General features: G+C 65.7%; 18 protein-coding genes. 13 read left to right on the plus strand and 5 right to left on the minus strand.

The window, feature by feature from the left end:
• Positions 1-12: 12 nt before the first annotated feature.
• The 4 genes from JL811_RS12070 to JL811_RS12085 all read right to left on the minus strand — a co-directional run bounded on the left by JL811_RS12070 (position 13) and on the right by JL811_RS12085 (position 3,527).
• The gene (locus JL811_RS12070) at positions 13-645 is read right to left on the minus strand and encodes an inner membrane-spanning protein YciB (protein ID WP_202688865.1); all 633 of its coding nucleotides are present in this window, start codon (positions 643-645) and stop codon (positions 13-15) included.
• A gap of 31 nt (positions 646-676) precedes the next feature.
• The gene (locus JL811_RS12075; RefSeq protein WP_202688866.1) at positions 677-1,573 is read right to left on the minus strand and encodes an EamA family transporter; all 897 of its coding nucleotides are present in this window, start codon (positions 1,571-1,573) and stop codon (positions 677-679) included.
• 82 nt (positions 1,574-1,655) lie between these two features.
• Positions 1,656-2,801: a signal recognition particle-docking protein FtsY gene (gene ftsY, locus JL811_RS12080; RefSeq protein ID WP_202688867.1), complete on the minus strand. Its 1,146-nt coding sequence runs from the start codon at positions 2,799-2,801 to the stop codon at positions 1,656-1,658.
• Positions 2,802-2,843: 42 nt separating this feature from the next.
• Positions 2,844-3,527: a lysoplasmalogenase family protein gene (locus JL811_RS12085; protein WP_237684953.1), complete on the minus strand. Its 684-nt coding sequence runs from the start codon at positions 3,525-3,527 to the stop codon at positions 2,844-2,846.
• A 117-nt stretch (positions 3,528-3,644) separates the two neighbouring features.
• Here JL811_RS12085 and JL811_RS12090 point away from each other — a divergent pair, with 117 nt between their 5' ends.
• On the plus strand, positions 3,645-4,706 hold the full coding sequence (locus tag JL811_RS12090; protein ID WP_237684934.1) for an alkane 1-monooxygenase: 1,062 nt from the start codon (positions 3,645-3,647) through the stop codon (positions 4,704-4,706).
• A 97-nt stretch (positions 4,707-4,803) separates the two neighbouring features.
• Complete coding sequence (locus JL811_RS12095) at positions 4,804-5,241, plus strand: hypothetical protein (RefSeq protein WP_202688869.1); 438 nt, start codon at positions 4,804-4,806, stop codon at positions 5,239-5,241.
• 39 nt (positions 5,242-5,280) lie between these two features.
• On the opposite strand, the gene xseA is transcribed toward JL811_RS12095, so the two are convergent.
• Positions 5,281-6,969 (minus strand): exodeoxyribonuclease VII large subunit, encoded by a 1,689-nt coding sequence (gene xseA / locus JL811_RS12100; protein ID WP_202688870.1) that lies wholly within the window; start codon positions 6,967-6,969, stop codon positions 5,281-5,283.
• A gap of 71 nt (positions 6,970-7,040) precedes the next feature.
• Between xseA and purD the strand changes: the two genes are divergently transcribed.
• From purD to JL811_RS12155, 11 genes are all read left to right on the plus strand, one after another.
• The gene (gene purD / locus JL811_RS12105) at positions 7,041-8,303 is read left to right on the plus strand and encodes a phosphoribosylamine--glycine ligase (RefSeq protein WP_202688983.1); all 1,263 of its coding nucleotides are present in this window, start codon (positions 7,041-7,043) and stop codon (positions 8,301-8,303) included.
• Positions 8,304-8,650: 347 nt separating this feature from the next.
• Entirely contained in the window at positions 8,651-9,910 is a 1,260-nt protein-coding gene (locus JL811_RS12110) for an aspartate kinase (RefSeq protein WP_202688984.1), read from the plus strand.
• 202 nt (positions 9,911-10,112) lie between these two features.
• A complete protein-coding gene (ptsP, locus tag JL811_RS12115; protein WP_202688871.1) occupies positions 10,113-12,356 on the plus strand; it encodes a phosphoenolpyruvate--protein phosphotransferase in 2,244 nt (747 codons plus the stop codon).
• Between the two features lie 110 nt (positions 12,357-12,466).
• Positions 12,467-13,027, plus strand: coding sequence for a NifU family protein (locus JL811_RS12120; RefSeq protein ID WP_202688872.1), 561 nt, complete (start codon positions 12,467-12,469; stop codon positions 13,025-13,027).
• Positions 13,017-13,664 (plus strand): tRNA (adenosine(37)-N6)-threonylcarbamoyltransferase complex dimerization subunit type 1 TsaB, encoded by a 648-nt coding sequence (tsaB, locus tag JL811_RS12125; protein WP_202688873.1) that lies wholly within the window; start codon positions 13,017-13,019, stop codon positions 13,662-13,664. The genes JL811_RS12120 and tsaB overlap by 11 nt, the downstream gene beginning before the upstream one ends.
• Positions 13,661-14,119, plus strand: coding sequence for a ribosomal protein S18-alanine N-acetyltransferase (rimI, locus tag JL811_RS12130; RefSeq protein ID WP_420496780.1), 459 nt, complete (start codon positions 13,661-13,663; stop codon positions 14,117-14,119). Before tsaB ends, rimI begins: the two co-directional genes overlap by 4 nt.
• Before the next feature lie 188 nt (positions 14,120-14,307).
• Positions 14,308-15,303, plus strand: a complete 996-nt coding sequence (locus tag JL811_RS12135; protein ID WP_202688874.1) for a BMP family lipoprotein — start codon at positions 14,308-14,310, stop codon at positions 15,301-15,303.
• A gap of 6 nt (positions 15,304-15,309) precedes the next feature.
• The gene (locus tag JL811_RS12140) at positions 15,310-16,875 is read left to right on the plus strand and encodes an ABC transporter ATP-binding protein (protein WP_202688875.1); all 1,566 of its coding nucleotides are present in this window, start codon (positions 15,310-15,312) and stop codon (positions 16,873-16,875) included.
• Positions 16,872-17,963 carry an ABC transporter permease gene (locus JL811_RS12145; protein WP_202688876.1) on the plus strand — a complete coding sequence of 364 codons (1,092 nt, stop codon included), beginning with the start codon at positions 16,872-16,874 and terminating at the stop codon, positions 17,961-17,963. Before JL811_RS12140 ends, JL811_RS12145 begins: the two co-directional genes overlap by 4 nt.
• A 1-nt stretch (position 17,964) precedes the next feature.
• Positions 17,965-18,930 (plus strand): ABC transporter permease, encoded by a 966-nt coding sequence (locus JL811_RS12150; RefSeq protein WP_202688877.1) that lies wholly within the window; start codon positions 17,965-17,967, stop codon positions 18,928-18,930.
• Between the two features lie 3 nt (positions 18,931-18,933).
• On the plus strand, positions 18,934-19,746 hold the full coding sequence (locus JL811_RS12155; protein WP_202688878.1) for a purine-nucleoside phosphorylase: 813 nt from the start codon (positions 18,934-18,936) through the stop codon (positions 19,744-19,746).
• Positions 19,747-19,811 lie beyond the last annotated feature (65 nt).

A 19,811-nucleotide genomic window follows, 5' to 3' on the forward strand; every position in this document is an offset into this window, starting at 1 on the left:
AAACCCGTCCGCTCAGACCCCGGTGCCGTTCTGGCCCGGCTCGTCCTCGTCATGCGGCGCATCGCCATGCTCCGCCATCAGCCGACCCTGCGCCATGAAAAACACAAACAGCGCCGCCGTCAGACCGAAAGTCTTGAAATTCACCCAGATCTCGGTGGAAAAACTCCGCCAGACCACTTCATTCGCGATGGCAAGAAAGGCGAAGAACAGCGCCAGCCGCTTGGTCAGGATCATCCAGCCTGCGGGTTTCATCGGCAGCGCCTCACCCATGACCAGTTGCAGCCAGCTTTGGCCCCGGGCAAGGCCGATACCAAGCGCCACCGCGAACAGCGCATAGATCATCGTCGGCTTCATCTTGAAGAAGCGTTCATCGTTCAGCCAGACCGAAAGCCCGCCAAAGACGACGACCAGAATGACGGTCGCGATCTGCATCCGCGACAGTTTTCCGGTCAGTTTCCACAGGATCGCCGTGGTCAGGATCATCAGCGGGATGAAGGCGGCGGTGACGATGATGAAGCCGTCATAATTGGTGCCGCCAATGGAAAAGACCCGATCCTTCAGCATCACATAGCCGATGAAGAAGGCCGCGATCGGCCCCATTTCCAGCGCGAGTTTCAGACCCGTTCCGATTTTCTGTTCCGCCATGGCGCCCTTGCCCCTTCCCTGTCTCTTGCCGTCACCCGGCCATCACCGCCACCGCACCCAACGCGATCAGCGTCATCAACGCAAGCTGCGCCCGTGTCACCCGTTCCTTCAGCACCAGCCAGCCGATGAGCGCTGCAAAGACGGTCGAGGTTTCGCGCAGCACCGCCGCCTCACCGACCTTGTCGATGCGCGTGGCCAGCATGATGCCGCCAAAACTGAAATAGGCCACGACGGCGCCAAGGATCCCCCGCTTCCATAAAGGCACGAGATCGGCCCAGGGCAAGGCCCGCAGGCGCCGCTGCATCACCAGCGGCATGAAGATCCCGTCCAGCATGAAGAACCATGCAAGAAAGGTGAAGGGATCGGCGGTGGCGCGGATGCCATAGGCGTCATAGGTCGTGTAAAGCGCCACGAAAAACCCGGTGCCGACCGCCAGCCAGAGTGCGGCCGCCAATGTATCGCGCGAGACGGTGACATGGCGTAGATTGTAGACCGCAAGGCCAAGGATTCCCGCCACCAGTGTCAAAAGCCCCGCCCATTGGCCCGGTGCGAAATATTCCCCGAAGATCAGCCCCGCCCCAAGCACCGAAAAGATCGGCCCCGTGCCGCGCACCACCGGATAGACCACCGTATAGGCGCCGCGCGAATAGGTCATCGCCTGCAGGATCTTGTATCCGATATGGATCGCCACCGCGCCCGCGAAGATCGGCCACATATGCGGCTCGGGCCAGGGCACGACGAAGAAGGCAAAGGGGGCCGCGATCAGCCCGTAACTGGCATCAATCGCGGCGCGCGACAGCCAAGGATCGTGCCGCCCCTTCTGCAAGGCGCCAAACAGCGCATGCAGCAAGGCCGCCATCAGCGCCAGCGCCAGCGCGACGCGGCTGCCTGCCGCCGTGCCCTCAAGCGAAATCAGCCATTCGGTCATCAGGGGTGATCCTTACCGCAGGAATCGGCGGGGGCCAGCCCCCGCACCCCCGAGGTATTTGTGCCGGGATGAAAGGGGATGTTCAGCGGTCGAGCCCCACCAGCGCGCGGGCGAAATCATCGGGGTCGAAAGGCGAAAGGTCGTCGATCTGCTCCCCCACCCCGATGGCATGGATCGGCAGGCCGAAGCGGTCGGCCAGAGCGACCAAAACGCCGCCCTTGGCGGTGCCGTCGAGTTTCGTCATCACAAGACCCGAGACATCGGCCAGTTTGCGGAAGATCTCGACCTGCGCCAGCGCGTTCTGGCCCGTGGTCGCATCGAGGACCAGCAGCGTGTTATGCGGCGCCTCGGGATCCTTCTTGCGGATGACGCGGACGATCTTGGTCAATTCCTCCATCAGATCGGCCCGGTTCTGCAGCCGCCCCGCCGTGTCGATCAGCAGAAGATCGGCACCGCTGTCCTGTGCACGCCCCATCGCATCGAAGGCAAGGCTGGCGGGGTCGGAGCCTTCGGGCGCGGTCAGCACCGGCACACCCGCGCGGCTACCCCAGACCTGCAGCTGTTCAACGGCGGCGGCGCGGAACGTGTCACCCGCCGCGATGACGACCGATTTTCCGGCGGCCTTGAACTGGCTGGCCAGTTTGCCGATCGTCGTGGTCTTGCCCGACCCGTTCACCCCCACGACAAGCACGACCTGCGGGCGTTTTGGATACAGCGGCATCGGGCGGGCGACCGGCTCCATGATGCGCGCGACCTCGGCGGCAAGTGCCTCGCGGATCTCGGTGGCGGTGACGCGGCGGCCCATGCGGCCCTCGGCGATATTGGCGGCGACGCGCAGGGCGGTTTCCACCCCCATATCGGCGGCGATCAGCACCTCTTCGAGGCTTTCGAGCATCGCATCATCGAATTCGCGCCGGGCCTCGGGCGCGGTCTGGCCCAGCAGGCGGCCAAGAATGCCGGGTTTCGCTGCGGGCTGCGGCGCGGTCGGAGGGGCCGCGGGCGGGGCCACTGGGGAGACCATCGGGGGCACGACCGGTTCGGGAATGGCCGCGACAGGAGGGATGACCGGCGGGGCGACAGCAGGCAGGGCGGCGGGGGGCGTCGTGGTGGGGGGGGGATTTTCGGCAGCGTCTGATGCGGGAGCGTCATTCACCAGCGCCTCCAGCCCCTCACCGAGCTTGTCGGAGGAGCGGAACATCCGGTCCTTGAGTTTCTTGAAGAAGGACATTGGCAATGGCTCCGCAGCTGTGCTGAGTTCCCACCTAATCAATCAGGGCGCGGGATGGAAGGGCAGGATGCCGCCGGGAAGCGCGCCAAACACGGCCCCTGCAAGGATCAGCGCCTGTCCCAGCCAATAGGCGGGCCAGAGCGCCAGCGACAGGCTGCGCCGCCGCGCAGGCGTCACCGGACGGAACAGGGCCAGCGCCAGCAGCAGATCCGACAGGATGAACAGCGCCGCGCCCGCCAGCGCCGGGATATTCGGTGAGGCAAGTGCGGCAAGACCCATGGCGCAGATCACGGCGACATAGGCCGCGACGGCCGGTCGCAACGCGCCGGTATGCGGCAAAAGCCAGCCTTGGGTCGACAGCGACAGCGCCAGCAACCCTGCCATAGCGGCCAGACGCAGCGCGTCGGGGGGTGCTGCCTGTCCCAGAAACCACTGCGCATAGGCCAGATGACCCAGCGCGAAGGCCGCCATCCCCGCCAGAAAGGCGCGATTGCCCGGGCGCGACAGGGCCAGATCGCCCAGCGCCCCCAAGGCAAGCCCCGCCGTTATAGGCCATGGCGCAACCAGCAGGGCCGCCAGCACCGCCAGTCCGCCCACCGCCGCCGTCTTGACCGCCGAGCGGACTGGGCCGTGGCCTTCCCGCGGGGCATATGCGATCCAGTAGATCAGTGCCGCAAGACCTGCGGTTGCGGCGGCAAGCGGCAGCATGACCGGCAGATCCTCCATCACGCTTTGCAGTCCCGTCCCTGTGATCTGTCGCCGTTTCCCGTCATCTGCCTGCCCTGTTTCGCGGGCCGCGTTTCCGGCTGTTACACCCGCCGCATCATGCTAGATTGCGCGCCGATGCGAGACAAGTTGCCCCTGCCCGCGATGGCGCTTTTTGCGCTAGCCTCCGGTCTTCCGGCGGGGCTGATCGCGCTTGCCGCCTTGCTGGGCGGCGGCTGGGTCTGGCTGCCCTTCCTCTATATGGCCTTTCTGACGGTGATGCTGGACCAGATCATCCCGCTGGTCGCGCCCGAGGCGCCCGAGGGGGCGGAATTTCCGGCAGCCGATGCGCTGCTGGTGGCTTTGGGCCTTGCGCATCTGTGCCTGTTGCCGCTGGTTGTTCACGCCGTTGCAGGGCAGAACGGGCTGAGCATGGGGCAACGGGTGCTTCTGTTCTTCGGGGCGGGGTTGTGGTTCGGGCAGGTGGCCAACCCGGCCGCGCATGAGCTGATCCATCGCGGCAATCGCTGGATGTTCCGGCTGGGGGTGGCGGTCTATGGCTCGGTGCTGTTCGGGCATCACGCCTCGGCGCATCGGCTGGTACATCATGTCCATGCCGCAACTGCCACCGATCCCAATACCGCGCGGGCGGGTGAGGGGTTCTGGCGTTTCGCCCCGCGCGCATGGACGGGATCGTTCCGCGCAGGCTGGCAGGCCGAAAGCGCAAGGCAGGCGCGGCGGGGCGGCTTGCATCCCTATGCCACCTATCTGGGGCTGGGCCTTGGCAGTCTGATTGCAGGGGCGATGATTGCGGGCCTGCCGGGGGTGCTGGTCTGGGCGGGGCTTGCGGCCCATGTGCAGCTTCAGCTTCTGCTGGCCGATTATGTGCAGCATTACGGGTTGACGCGCGCGACCCTGCCCGACGGGCGGCTGGAACCGGTCTCGGACCGGCACAGCTGGAATGCGCCGCAATGGTATTCCTCGGCGCTGATGCTGAACGCGCCGCGCCATTCGGACCATCACGCCCATCCTGCCCGCCCCTATCCGGCCTTGCGCCTGCCGGGGCGCGATCAGGCCCCGCGCCTGCCCTATCCGCTGCCGGTCTGCGCGACGCTGGCCCTGTCGCCCCGGCTGTGGCGCCGGGTGATGGGGCCGCGTCTGGCCGAATGGCAGCGCCAGAGCGGCACGGATCGGGGGTAAACCCGCCAGCTTTGTCTTGTCTGACGGGGCTGTGACTGGCCTTTGGCGCGGCCTTCCGGCAAATTGGTGGCAACCGACCCATCCGGAAAGACCGACCATGCGCGCCCTTCCCGTTTCCGCCCGTTCCCCCGCCCCTGTGCTGGCCGCCCTGCTGGCACTGGCCACCCTGCTGGCCCTCCCCGCCCATTCCGAAACCCGCATGACGGCCGATGAATTCGAGGCCTATGCCACCGGCAAGACCCTGACCTATGGTGAGAATGGCCGCGTCTACGGGGTGGAGCAATATCTGCCCAACCGCCGCGTCCGCTGGGCCTTTGTCGATGACACCTGTCGTCTGGGCCATTGGTATGACAATGGGGGGGATGAGATTTGTTTCGTCTATGAACATGACGCGACGCCGCAATGCTGGACCTTCCACAAGGGGCCGGGCGGGTTGCGGGCGCGGTTCACCAATATCCCGGACAGCACCGAACTTTCGGAAGTGCAGCAGACCGATGAACCGCTGGCCTGCACCGGCCCCGATGTCGGGGTCTGAGTGGGTTCTGCGCACCCTCGTTTCGGGCCGGGATCGGCGCTAGAACAGGCTTCCCTGTGATCCGGCTTCGGGATCCGGACCGGCGCCCGAGCCCGAACGGGTGCTGCGGGCGGGTTTGGGGGGCGCGGGTTTCGGGGGCGCAGGTTTGATGGGGGATGGTTTGACCGGGGACGGGGGCGCGCCGCCGCCCCCTCCACTTCCCCCCGCGACCACCGCCAGCCGCCCGTCATGAAACTCGATCTCCAGCGCGCCCGCCCCTGCGGCCTGCGCGCGGGAGGTCACGACCGCATCGCCGAAGCGCACGACAGCAAAGCCGCGTCTGAGCGTTTCGGTATGACCGAGCGTTTGGCGCATCCGGTCGAGCGTATCCAGCCGTTGCGACAACAGCGCCAGCCGGTCCTGCGGGGCGCGGTCCAACCTTGCGCCGAAGTCCTGAAGCCTTATGCGATCCTCACGAAGGCGCATGTCCATCTGGCGGAAAAGCCCCGCAAATCCGGTTTCCAGCCGGGCCGACAGCACGCCCAGACGCTCCGCCTGCCGTTCCCGGCGCCGCGCCTGCGCCTGATCCAGCGCGCGACCCCGCTCGGCCAGCCGTTCGCCCCGCCGGGCGACCATGTCCAGCAAAAGGCGCGGGCGCATCGGCGCGGCCACGCGGTCCAATGCCGCGCGCTTGGCCGAGGCTGCAAGCGCCAGCGCGCCCCCCAGCCGTCCGGTCCAGAGGTCATACCGCTGCGCAGCCCCTTGCGTCAGCGCCTCGGGACGCGGCAGCGCCCGGGCCAGATCGCGCAGCCTCTGGCCGCGCAGCGCCATGCCCTGCACCACCGCGCGGCTCAACCGTGCGCCCTGCCCGTCCAGCGTGGCCAGCAATTCGATCCGCACCGGCACGGCCATTTCCGCCGCCGCCGTGGGGGTTGGCGCGCGCCGGTCTGCGGCATGGTCGATCAGGGTTGTGTCGGTTTCATGGCCCACGGCTGAAATCAGCGGGATGGCGCTTTCTGCCGCCGCGCGCACGACGATTTCCTCATTGAAACCCCAGAGGTCTTCCAGACTGCCACCGCCCCGCGCCACGATCAGCAGATCCGGGCGTGGCACTGGCCCACCGGGGGCAATCGCGTTGAAACCCCGGATCGCGGCGGCCACCTCGGCGGCGCATTTCTCCCCCTGCACCGCCACCGGCCAGATCAGCACATGGCGCGGGAAACGGTCACGCAGCCGGTGAAGGATATCACGGATCACGGCGCCCGAGGGTGAAGTGACCACCCCGATCACCGCAGGAAGATAGGGGATCGCGCGCTTGCGGTCGGCATCGAACAGCCCCTCGGCCTGCAGGGCGGCGCGGCGGCGTTCCAGCATCGCCATCAGCGCGCCTGCGCCTGCCGGTGCGATATCCTCGACGATCAGCTGATATTTCGACTGTCCCGGAAAGGTGGTCATCCGGCCCGTGGCCACGACCTCCATCCCCTCCTCGGGGCGGACCTGCAGGCGTGCTGCCTGTCCTTTCCACGAAATCGCGGCGATGACCGAGCGGTCATCCTTCAGATCGAAATAAAGATGCCCAGACGCGGGGCGCGAGACGCGACCCACCTCACCCCGGACCCGGACAAGGCCGAATTCGCCCTCGATCACCCGTTTGACCGCGCCCGAAAGCTCGGACACGGTAAACTCGGGGCGGTTGCCCTGCGGGCCCCCGGTATTAGCCGGCTCCGCATCCTCGAAAAGCTCCGACATGGTGCGCCTTCTTGTGATCTGCTCCCCCTGACCTTAAGACGCAAGGCGACGAAGGCCAAGCGGGGGCGATGATGAATATCCTGATCCTGGGAAGCGGCGGGCGCGAACATGCGCTGGCATGGGCGGTCAAGCAGAACCCGAAATGCGACCGGCTGATCGTGGCACCGGGCAATGCGGGCATCGCGGATCTGGCCGAATGTGCGCCGCTGGACATCATGGATGGCAAGGCGGTCACAGGGTTCTGCGCTGAAAACGGCGTGGATTTCGTGATCGTGGGCCCCGAGGCCCCGCTGGCTGCAGGGGTTGCCGACGATCTGCGCGCGGCCGGCATCCTGACCTTCGGCCCCTCGGCGGCGGCAGCGCGGCTGGAGGCGTCGAAAGCCTTCACCAAGGAAATCTGCGACGCCTGCGCCGCCCCCACCGCAGGCTATGCCCGCTTCACCGGGGCCGAAGCTGCGAAGGATTACGTCCGCCGGACCGGCGCGCCGCTGGTCATCAAGGCCGACGGGCTGGCGGCGGGCAAAGGCGTCATCATGGGCATGACCGAGGCCGAGGCGCTGGACGGGATCGACGAGATCTTCGGCGGGGCCTTTGGGGCGGCGGGTGCCGAGGTGGTGATCGAGGAGTTCATGGAAGGCGAGGAAGCCAGCCTTTTCATCCTGTCGGACGGCAAGGACGTGCTGGCCATCGGTTCGGCACAGGATCACAAGCGCGTGGGTGACGGCGATACCGGCCCCAATACCGGCGGGATGGGTGCCTATTCCCCCGCCCCGGTCTTGACCGGGGCGATCACGGAACAGGCCATGGAGGAGATCATCCGCCCGACCATCGCCGAGATGGCCCGGCGCGGCACGCCCTTTCAGGGGGTGCTTTATGCCGGGCTGATGATCGCCGATGGGCATGCGCGGCTGGTGGAATACAATGTCCGCTTCGGCGATCCCGAATGTCAGGTTCTGATGCTGCGGCTGGGAGCGCAGGCGCTGGACCTGCTGCTGGCCTGCGCTGAGGAGCGTCTGGCGGCCATCGCGGCGCATTGGGCCGAGGATCATGCCCTGACCGTGGTTCTGGCAGCAAAGGGCTATCCGGGCGATTACACCAAAGGCAGCGTGATCGCGGGGCTTGAGGCGCTGCCCCGGGACAGTTCGCATATGGTGTTTCATGCCGGAACCGCGCGGCGCGATGGCAAGATCACCGCCAATGGCGGCCGGGTGCTGAATGTGACGGCGCGCGGGGCGTCCCTGGCCGAGGCGCGCGACCGGGCCTATGCGATGGTGGATGGTATCGACTGGCCCGAAGGCTTCTGCCGCCGCGATATCGGCTGGCGCGCGCTCTGACATCGGCGGGGCAAGAGGGGGCGCTGCCCCCGTCGCGTTCCGCGACTCCCCCGGGATATTTGAGGACAGAAAAAACAGCAGCCCCCGCTTGAGGAAAGCGGGGTCCATTTCCTGTCACGGCCATCGGCGTCCCCGCCTGTTCCGCCATCCCATCCTCCCAGCGCAAGGTTAACGCCAGATTAACGCGCTTTTTTCTGTCTGGAAATATCCTCAGGGGTGAGCCGCCTCTGGGCGGCGAGGGGGCGGAAGGCCCCCTTTCCCCCGCAGATCCCCGCCACGCCAGCGCCCGCTTGCGCATGGCCGCGCGTCTGCTATGAAGCAGGCGCTTTTTCGGGCGGGGATGGATGATGCCGCTACTGGTCATGAAATTCGGGGGAACCTCGGTCGCGGATCTCGCGCGGATCGAGAATGCCGCGAAGAAGGTTCAGCGCGAGGTAGAGCGCGGTTACGATGTGATCGTGATCGTCTCGGCCATGTCGGGCAAGACCAATGAGCTTGTGGGCTGGGTCGAAACCACCTCAAAGCTGTATGACGCGCGGGAATATGATGCGGTCGTGTCCAGCGGTGAGAATGTGACGGCGGGGCTGATGGCGCTGCGCTTGCAGGAAATGGGCGTGCCCGCACGCAGTTGGCAAGGCTGGCAGGTACCGATCAACACGACCTCCGCCCATTCGGCGGCGCGGTTCGTGGACATTCCCCGCGCCAATATCGACGCGAAATTCGCCGAAGGCTTCAAGGTCGCGGTGGTGGCGGGGTTTCAGGGCGTTTCCCCCGAGGGCCGGATCACCACACTGGGGCGCGGCGGATCGGACACCACGGCGGTCGCCTTTGCCGCCGCCTTCGGCGCAGAGCGCTGCGATATCTATACCGATGTTGACGGGATCTACACGACCGATCCGCGCATCACGTCTAAGGCGCGCAAGCTGAAGAAGATCGCCTTTGAGGAGATGCTGGAACTGGCCTCGCTGGGCGCCAAGGTGCTGCAGACGCGGTCGGTCGAACTGGCAATGCGCTACAAGGTGCGGCTGCGGGTGCTGTCCTCCTTTGAAGATACCGACGAAAACTCCGGCACGCTTGTCTGCGACGAGGATGAAATCATGGAATCGAAAGTTGTCTCGGGCATCGCCTATTCGCGGGATGAGGCGAAGATCACCCTTGTCACCGTCGAGGACCGTCCCGGCATTGCCGCTGCGATCTTCGGCCCGCTGGCCGAGGCGGGGGTGAATGTCGACATGATCGTGCAGAACATTTCCGAAAAGGATTACGACGACCATCCCGGCGCCGTGACCGACATGACCTTTTCCTGCCCGATCAATCAGGTCGCCCGCGCCCGCAAGGCGATGGAGGATGCCAAGGCCGCAGGGCTGATCAATTACGACGATCTGGCGGTGGATGAGGATGTCGCCAAGGTTTCGGTCGTGGGGATCGGCATGCGCAGCCATGCCGGGGTGGCGGCCAAGATGTTCCGCGCGCTGTCAGCCGAGAACGTCAATATCAAGGTCATCGCGACCTCGGAAATCAAGATCTCGGTGCTGATCGACCGCAAATACATGGAGCTTGCCGTGCAGGCGCTGCATGATGCCTTTGATCTGCACAAGGCGGGCTGAGCCGGGATCCGTTGACGCGGCCCTGCCGTTTTGCGCGGCACAACCGGCGGCGGGTCGCCCGTCAAAGCGGCAAAAGGGGCGCCATACCAGCCCCTTGCCGCGATGCGGCGACGAAACCCTATGGCGCTTGACCGGGCAAGCCTTCACAATACGGTCCTGACGACAGGGCGGATCAACCGCCGATTGAACGACCGGGACGGATATGCCTGAACGCAGCGAAAGCGACAGCCGCAAGCTTCTCAGACGCTTGCGCGACTCTCTGGCCGAGCCGGGCCGGGGACAGGACCGGCTGGACCGCATTACCCATCTGATCGCCGATTCAATGGGGTCCGAGGTCTGTTCGATTTATCTGTTCCGCGATCCCGAGACGCTGGAGCTTTGCGCGACCGAGGGCTTGCGCGCGGAATCCGTGCACCAGACCCGCCTGCGTCTGGGTGAGGGGCTGGTGGGCCGGGTCGCCCGCACTGCGACACCGATCAACACCGCCGATGCGCCGACCGAAAAGGGCTTCCGCTTCATGCCCGAGACCGGGGAGGAAATCTATTCCTCATTCCTCGGGGTGCCGATCCAGCGGGTGGGCGAAAAACTGGGCGTGCTGGTGGTGCAGTCCAAGACCGCGCGGCTGTTCTCGGATGACGAGGTTTATGCGCTGGAAGTCGTGGCCATGGTGCTGGCCGAAATGACCGAACTGGGGGCCTTCATCGGTGAGGGGGAGGCAATGTCGGGTCTGCACAAGCAGCCCGTCATGCTGCGCGGCACCAGCGGGCAGGAGGGCGCTGCCGAGGGCCGGGTCTGGCTGCATGAACCGCGCGTCCTTGTGACCAATCCGGTGGCCGACGACCCGCAGGTCGAGACCGAGCGCATCCGCGCCGCCGTGGGCCAGTTGCGGGTTTCGGTCGATGATCTTCTGGCGGCGGAAAGCCTCGACAAGGATCAGCGGCAAGTGCTGGAGGCATACCGCATGTTCGCCCATTCGCGCGGCTGGCTGCGCCGGATGGAAGAGGATATCGCGCGCGGTCTTTCGGCCGAGGCTGCGGTGGAGAAGGAACAATCCGCCGCAAGGGCGCGGCTGGATCAGGTACCCGATGCCTATCTGCGCGAACGGCTGCAGGATCTGGACGACCTGTCAAACCGGTTGCTGCGGATCCTGACCGGACAGGGTTCGGACACGGGCGCGGAAATGCCCGACGATCCGGTGCTGGTTGCGCGCAATATCGGGCCTGCGGAACTGCTGGAATACGGCCGGAAACTGCGCGGTGTGGTGCTGGAGGAAGGATCCGTCGGCAGCCATGCCGCCATTGTCGCCCGGGCGCTGACCATCCCGCTGGTGATCCATGCCGCAGGCGTCACCAAGGAGGCGCTGAACGGTGACCGTATCCTTGTGGACGGTGATCAGGGCATCGCCCATCTGCGGCCAGAGGACAGCGTGACCTCGGCCTTCCGTGACAAGATGGCGATGCAAGCCAAGGCCCAGCAACGCTATGCCGATCTGCGCGACCTTCCGGCGCTGACACTGTGCGGAGAGCAGATCTCACTGCAGATGAATGCGGGGCTGATGGCGGATCTGCCCAGTCTGGAAGGCTCGGGCGCCGAGGGGGTCGGGCTGTTCCGCACCGAATTGCAGTTCCTGATCCGCAACCAGATGCCGAAGCGGGCCGAGCTTGCGACGCTTTACGCACGGGTGATGGAGGCCGCGCGCGGCCGCCGCGTGGCCTTCCGCACGCTGGATATCGGGTCGGACAAGGTGCTGCCCTATATGAAACCCAATGACGAGCCCAACCCCGCCATGGGCTGGCGCGCAATCCGGGTCGGGCTGGACAAGCCCGGGGTGCTGCGGATGCAGGCGCAGGCGCTGATCCGGGCGGCGCGGGGGCGTCCGCTGGTCATCATGTTCCCCTTCATCGCCGAGACCAGCGAATTCATCGCGGCGCGGAAACTGGTGATGGAGCAATTGGAGCGCGAGCGCAGCCTTGGCATTCCGCTGCCCGAGCGGCTGGAGATCGGGGCGATGCTGGAAACCCCGTCACTGGCCTATGCGCCGCGCAGTTTCTTTGAGATGGTCGATTTCATCTCGATCGGGGGCAATGACCTGCGGCAGTTCTTCTTTGCCGCCGACCGCGAAAATGAACGCGTGCGGCGGCGCTATGACATGCTCAATACCTCATTCCTGAATTTCCTTGGCCATATCGTCGGGCGTTGCGCAGAAACCGCAACGCCGCTGTCCTTTTGCGGTGAGGATGCGGGCCGCCCGGTCGAGGCCGCCTGTCTGGCGGCAATGGGGCTGCGCACCTTGTCGATGCGTCCGGCCTCGATCGGGCCGGTGAAAAGCCTGCTGCGGCGCACCGATCTGCAGGGATTGCGCGCGGTGATCGACGCGGCCTGCGAGGAAGGCCGGGAAAACGCGCGGCCCGTGGTGATGGACTGGCTGGCGCGGCAATCGAACTGAAGCGCGGCGGGAGAGGCGGCGCGGTGGCCAGCCGGGGCCAACCGGGGGCGGTAAACTTGACACCGGCCCCTGCGGGGCACATATCCATGGGGAACCGTCGGAGAAATAACATGTTCATCCAGACCGAATCGACGCCGAATCCGGCGACGCTGAAATTCCTGCCGGGGCAGACGGTGCTTGAGATGGGCACCGCCGATTTCCCCAGCGCCGAGGCTGCTGCCAGTTCCCCGCTTGCGCGGCGCATCTATGCATCGGGCGATGTGGCGGGCGTGTTTTTCGGCACGGATTTCATTACCGTAACCAAGGCCGACAGCGCGGTCTGGGACCATATCAAGCCTGCGATCCTTGGCGCGATCATGGAACATTACCAGTCCGGTGCCCCGGTGATCGAGGGCGAGCAGGCCGCGTCCGGCCATGCCGAACATACCGGTGAAGACGGCGATATCGTGCGCCAGATCAAGGAGTTGCTGGACACGCGCGTGCGGCCCGCCGTTGCACAGGATGGGGGCGACATCACCTTTCACGGGTTTGAACGCGGCGTGGTCTATCTGCATATGCAGGGCGCCTGCGCGGGCTGCCCCTCCTCGACGCTGACGCTGAAAATGGGCATCGAGAACCTGCTGCGCCATTACATCCCCGAGGTGACCGAGGTGCGTCCGGTTGCGGCCTGACACGATCCTTGCCTTTGACACATCGGCCGCGCATTGCGCGGCCGCTTTGCTGTCGGGGGAGCAGATTGTCGCCGCCCGGCTGGAGCCCATGGAGAAGGGACAGGCCGAACGGCTGATGCTGCTGTTGCAGGACCTGCTGGCCGGGGCGGGCCTTGGCTGGGGCGATCTGACGGCGCTCGCCGTCGGCACCGGACCGGGCAATTTCACCGGCATCCGCATTTCTGTCGCTGCCGCGCGGGGGCTGGCGCTGGGTCTGGGCATCCCCGCGCTGGGTGTCACCCGGCTTGAGGCGCTGGCCCATGGCCTGCCCCGCCCCTTGCTGGTGGCCGAGGATGCGCGGCGTGGTGCGATTTATGTGCAGGGTTTCGGGCAAGAGCCCCGAAAACCCTGTCTGCTGACGGTTGATGAGGCCGCAACGCTTCCGCCCGGTGCGGTCACCGGCTCGGGTGCCGCGCTGCTGAACCGGAAGGCGCTGGATCCGATGCCGCTGGCCGAGGCGATTGCGCATGTCGCCGCCGCGCGCTTGGGCGATTCCCCGGGCGCGGATCTGCCCCGTCCGGCGCCGTTCTATCTGCGTGGCGCGGATGCCGCCCCCCCCTCGGATCCGCCACCGGTGATTCTGGACACGGTGACGTGAGCCTGCCTGACATCCCGACCGACAGCGCCGATGCCATGGCGGCGCTGCATGCACGCTGCTTCACCCTGCCCCGGCCGTGGTCGGCAGCGGAATTTTCCGATCTTCTTGCTGACCGTTCGGTGTTCGCGCTGACCCTGCCGGGGGCCTTCCTGCTGGGCCGCAGCGTGCTGGACGAGGCCGAGATCCTGACCCTTGCCGTGGCGCCCGAGGCGCGACGGCAAGGGCTGGCGCGGCAGTTGCTGTCGCAGTTCCACAGCGCCGCCATGGGGCGGGGTGCCGCCCGCGCCTTTCTGGAAGTGGCCGAGACCAATGCCCCGGCCATCGCGCTTTACCAGAATGTGGGCTGGCAGCAGGCCGGGCGGCGGCGGGCCTATTTCACCGCGCCCGGACAGGTGCCACAGGATGCGCTTGTCATGACAATTTCACTTGACGCTTCGGCAACTAATGGCGCCTGACACGGTGGATGCCCGGGCCAGTGCGAAATCTGACGGCGCTGCCCAAAGTCGCCCGGCTGCCCACCAGATAGCTATTGACCGCTCCCCGCAAACCCGCCCTAATTCAGGTGTGACCGGCCCTGTCAGGCACCGCGCAGTCGCGCGGAATCCGGTGGGTCAGGCAGATAAAAAACAATCGGGAGACGACGATGACCCTCAAGACATCCCTCGCGGCGGCAACGGCCATGATCGCGCTGACAACCGGCATGGCCGCGGCCGAGCCTGCGCTGATCTTCGATCTGGGCGGCAAATTCGACAAAAGCTTCAACGAGGCCGCCTTCAACGGTGCGCAACGCTGGGCCGAGGAGACCGGCGGCAGCTACAAGGAACTTGAGATGCAGTCCGAGGCGCAACGCGAACAGGCGCTGCGCCGTCTGGCCGAGGCGGGTGCCAATCCCGTTGTCATGACCGGCTTTGCCTTTGGCGATGTGCTGGGCCAGGTCGCCCCCGATTTCCCCGACACCAAATTCGCGATCATCGACATGGTCGTGGACCTGCCCAACGTCAAATCCGTGGTCTTCACCGAAGAACAGGGGTCTTATCTGGTTGGCATGATGGCCGCGATGGCGTCAAAAACCGGCACGGTCGGCTTCATCGGTGGCATGGATATTCCGCTGATCCGCAAGTTTGCCTGCGGCTATGCGCAGGGCGTCAAGGCCGCCAATCCCGATGCGACCATCGTGGCCAACATGACCGGCACCACCCCCGCCGCATGGAACGACCCCGTGAAAGGCGGCGAACTGACCCGCGCGCAGAAATCGCAGGGCGCGGACGTGATCTATGCCGCAGCGGGCGGCACCGGGATCGGCGTGCTGCAGACGGCGGCGGATGAGGGGATCCTGTCCATCGGCGTCGACAGCAACCAGAACCACCTGCATCCGGGCAAGGTGCTGACCTCGATGCTCAAGCGCGTCGACAATGCCGTCTATTCCGCCTTTACCGAAGGCACTGATCTGCAGCCCGGCATCAATGTCATGGATCTGGCCGCAGGCGGCGTCGGCTATGCGCTGGATGACAACAATGCCGAGCTTGTGACCGAAGAGATGAAGGCGGCGGTCGATGCGGCGTCGGAACAGATCGCCTCGGGCGCGCTGGCAGTGCATGACTACATGACCGACGAAACCTGCCCGGCCCTGACCTTCTGATCGGGCATGACGGTTCAGGCAAATGCGGGGCGGCCGGATTCGGCCGCCCCTCCTGCCCCGCCCGCAATTGAATTGCGCGGGATTTCCAAGGCATTCGGGCCGGTTCAGGCCAATAAGGACATCTCGATCCGCGTCGCGCGCGGGTCGATCCATGGCATCATCGGCGAAAATGGCGCGGGGAAATCCACGCTGATGTCGATCCTTTACGGATTCTACCGCGCCGATAGCGGTGAGATCCTGATCGGCGGCCAGCCCACCGCCATACCCGACAGTCAGGCCGCGATCCGCGCGGGCATCGGTATGGTGTTCCAGCATTTCAAGCTGGTGCAGAATTTCACCGTGCTGGAAAATGTCATTCTGGGCGCCGAAGGCGGGGCGATGCTGCGCGGCGCGATGACGCGCGCCCGGCAATCACTGCTGGATCTGGCCCGGGATTATGAACTGGACGTGAACCCCGATGCGGTGGTCGAGGATCTGTCGGTCGGCCATCAGCAGCGCGTCGAGATCCTGAAAGCACTGTACCGGCAGGCCGATATCCTGATTCTGGATGAGCCGACCGGCGTTCTGACCCCGCCCGAGGCGGATCAGCTGTTCCGCATCCTGCGCGGGCTGAAGGATCAGGGCAAGACCGTGATCCTGATCACCCACAAGCTGCGCGAGATCATGGAGATCACCGATACGGTCAGCGTCATGCGACGCGGTGAGATGGTGGCAACGGTCAAGACCGCCGAGACCGGGCCGGAACAGCTTGCCGAACTGATGGTGGGCCGCAAGGTTTTGCTGCGGGTCGAGAAACGCCCCGCGACACCGGGCCGCCCGGTGCTGGAGGTCGAGAACCTGACCCTGCGGGACGGACAGGGGGTGGAACGCCTGCGCGGCATCAGCCTGTCGATCCGCGCGGGTGAGATACTGGGGATTGCCGGCGTCGCGGGCAATGGTCAGTCCGAACTGCTGGAGGTTCTGGGCGGCTATGCCCGCGCCAGCGGCAGCGTGCGGCTGAACGGTCAGCCGCTGGACCTTTCAGGGCGTGAAGATGCCGCCACGCGGCGCGCCCAGGGCATCGGCCATGTGCCCGAAGACCGGCAGGCCCGGGGCCTCATCATGGATTTCAGCGCATGGGAAAACGCCGCCTTTGGCTATCACAACGCGCCGGAATTTCAAAAATCGAACATTCTGATGGATAATGATGCAATCCGTGCCGATACGGTTTCCAAAATGGAACGATACGACGTTCGCCCGCCGATCCCGACCCTTGCGGCCAAGAATTTCTCGGGCGGCAATCAGCAAAAGATCGTCGTGGCGCGGGAAATGGACCGCAATCCCGACCTTCTGCTGATCGGCCAGCCCACGCGCGGCGTGGATATCGGCGCGATCGAGTTTATCCACAAGCAGATCGTGGCCCTGCGCGATGCGGGCAAGGCGGTCTTGCTGGTCAGTGTCGAACTGGATGAGATCATGTCGCTGTCGGACCGGATTGCCGTCATGTTCGATGGCCGCATCATGGGCGAACGCGATCCGGCCACAACCGATGAACGCGATCTGGGGCTCTTGATGGCGGGGGTCGTGCAATGACCGCGATGCCGAAATGGGCCGATGCGGTGCTGGTGCCGCTGATCTCGCTGCTGATCGCCTTCGTGATTTCCGGGCTCGTGATCCTTGCCATCGGGGAAAACCCGATGGAGGCGATGCGGATCATGGTTTCAGGTGCGCTCGGCTCCACCTATGGCTGGGGCTATACGCTGTATTACGCGACGAATTTCATCTTTACCGGGCTTGCGGTCTCGGTCGCCTTTCATGCCGGGCTGTTCAATATCGGCGGTGAGGGACAGGCGGGTGTCGGGGGCCTGGGCGTGGCGCTGGCCTGTCTTTACATCCCCTGGCCGCATTGGTCGCTGGCGCTGGCGGCGGCGCTTGTCGCCTCGGCGGTCTTCGGGGCGGCCTGGGCGGCGATTCCGGCATGGCTGCAGGCGAAACGCGGCAGCCATATCGTCATCACCACGATCATGTTCAACTTCATCGCCTCGGCGCTGCTGGTCTATGTGCTGGTCAATATCCTGCGGCCTACGGGGTCAATGGATGCCTCCTCGGCCCGCTTTGCCGAACATCTGCGCCTGCCGCGCCTGAATGAGATCCTGGCGCTGGTCGGGATCCCATTCAACAACCGCAACCCGGCAAATATCAGCTTCCTTCTGGGGCTGGTGGCCTGTGTCGCGGTCTGGGTGCTGATGTGGCGCACAAGGCTGGGATATGAATTGCGCGCCTTCGGAAAATCCGAAAAGGCCGCCGTCTATGCCGGGATCAGCCCGGTGAAGATCACAATGGCGGCGATGCTGATTTCCGGCGCGCTTGCGGGCATGATGGCGGTGAATACCGTGATGGGCGAGGCGCAGCGCCTGATCCTCAATTCGGTCGAGGGCGCGGGCTTCATCGGCATCGCCGTGGCGCTGATGGGGCGCTCGCATCCATTCGGTGTGCTGCTGGCGGCGCTTCTGTTCGGGTTTCTCTATCAGGGCGGGGCGGAACTGGCACTCTGGACCAAGATTCCGCGTGAGTTGATCGTGGTCATTCAGGCGCTGGTGATCCTGTTCACCGGGGCGCTGGACAATATGGTGCGCCGCCCGGTTGAGACGTTGTTCCTGATGGCACGGAAGGGGCGCTGAGATGGATTTCGCAACGCTGATCCAGATCCTCGATTCCACGGTGCGGCTGGCCACGCCCTTGCTGTTTGCCTGTCTTGCGGGGCTTTTTTCGGAACGCGCGGGCGTCTTCGATATCGGGCTTGAGGGCAAGATGCTGGCGGCGGCCTTCCTGTCGGGCGCGGTGGCGGCGGTGACGGGCAATGTCTGGCTGGGCATGTTTGCGGGCATCGGGGCCTCGCTGCTGATGGCGGCGATCCACGGGCTGGCCTCGATCACCTTCCGCGGCAATCAGCTGATTTCCGGGGTGGCGATCAATTTCCTGGCCGCCGGTCTGACGGTGCTGCTGGGGCAGAACTGGTTCGGCCTTGGCGGTCGCACCCCGGCGCTGACCAGTGGCGGACGGTTTGAGCCGATCATCCTGCCCTTTGCCGAGGCGATGGCGCCGGTCCCGGTGCTGGGACCGATCTATTCCGAGCTGATTTCGGGGCACAGTTTCCCGGTCTATCTGGCCTGGGCCATGGTGCCCGCGACCGCCTGGCTGCTTTACCGCACGCGGTTCGGCCTGCGGCTGCGCGCGGTGGGCGAAAACCCGGCGGCGGTGGATACGGCGGGCGTCTCGGTGACCGCAATCCGCTATGCCGCTGTCGCGATCTGCGGCGTTCTGTGCGGGCTGGCGGGCGCTTATCTCGCCACCGGGCTTGCGGCGGGGTTCGGCAAGGACATGACGGCGGGGCGCGGCTTCATCGCGCTGGCCGCCCTGATCTTTGCGAAATGGCGGCCCTGGTATGCGCTTGGGGCCTGCCTTCTGTTCGGGTTTCTTGAGGCCGTGGGCAACCGCTTTCCCAATATCGACCTTGGGCTGATCGTGCTGCCCGCGCAATTCATGCAGGCGCTGCCCTATATCCTGACGGTGGTGATCCTTGCGGGCTTTGTCGGCAAGGCCATTCCGCCGCGCGCCGGGGGCGAACCCTATGTGAAGGAGCGTTAGGCCATGTCCGCCGAAGACCTTGCCCGACTGATCCGCGAACGCGCCGGGATGGAACCGGTGGAATTCGGCCTGATCCTTGGGTCCGGCCTTGGCCATCTTGCAGGCGCGGTTGACGGCGTTGCGATCCCCTATGCCGATCTGCCGGGGTTTCCCCATGCCGGTGTCTCTGGCCACAATCCCCATCTGGTGGTGGGCACGCTGGAAGGCCGCCGCGTCGCCGTCTTCGGCGGGCGGGCGCATTACTACGAAACGGGCAATCCGGCGGTGATGCGCCTGCCGCTGGAGGTGTTGCGCGTGCTGGGTGCGGAACGGCTGATCCTGACCAATGCCGCCGGATCCTTGCGCGCCGACATCGCACCGGGTGACCTGATGCTGCTGTCGGACCATATCAATTTCTCGGGCCTCAACCCCCTTATCGGTGAGCCAACGGATGCGCGCTTTGTCCCGATGACCGCCGCGCATGACCCGGATCTGCGCGCGGCCCTGCGCCGGGCGGCGGCGGCCGAGGGCGTGGCCCTGCCCGAAGGCGTCTATGCCTGGTATTCCGGCCCCTCTTTCGAGACGCCCGCCGAGATCCGCGCCATCGGACGGCTGGGGGCGGATGCGGTGGGCATGTCGACCGTGCCCGAGGTGATCCTGGCCCGTTTCCTCGGATTGCGCGTCGCGGCGATTTCCACCATCACCAATATGGCGGCGGGTCTTTCGGAGGAAAGCATCAGTCATGACCATACCAAGGCCATGGCCCCGCTGGGCGCTGCGAAACTGGAAAAACTGCTGCGCCGGATGCTCGCCGATCACGGAAAATCCGAAAGGTGACACAGCCGTAACCGCGCGTGAGCCTGCACCGCCCTGAAAGCGACGGAAAGGCCCCGAAAGCCTTG

This window comes from Szabonella alba (assembly GCF_016765775.1).
GTDB classification, from domain to species: domain Bacteria; phylum Pseudomonadota; class Alphaproteobacteria; order Rhodobacterales; family Rhodobacteraceae; genus Szabonella; species Szabonella alba.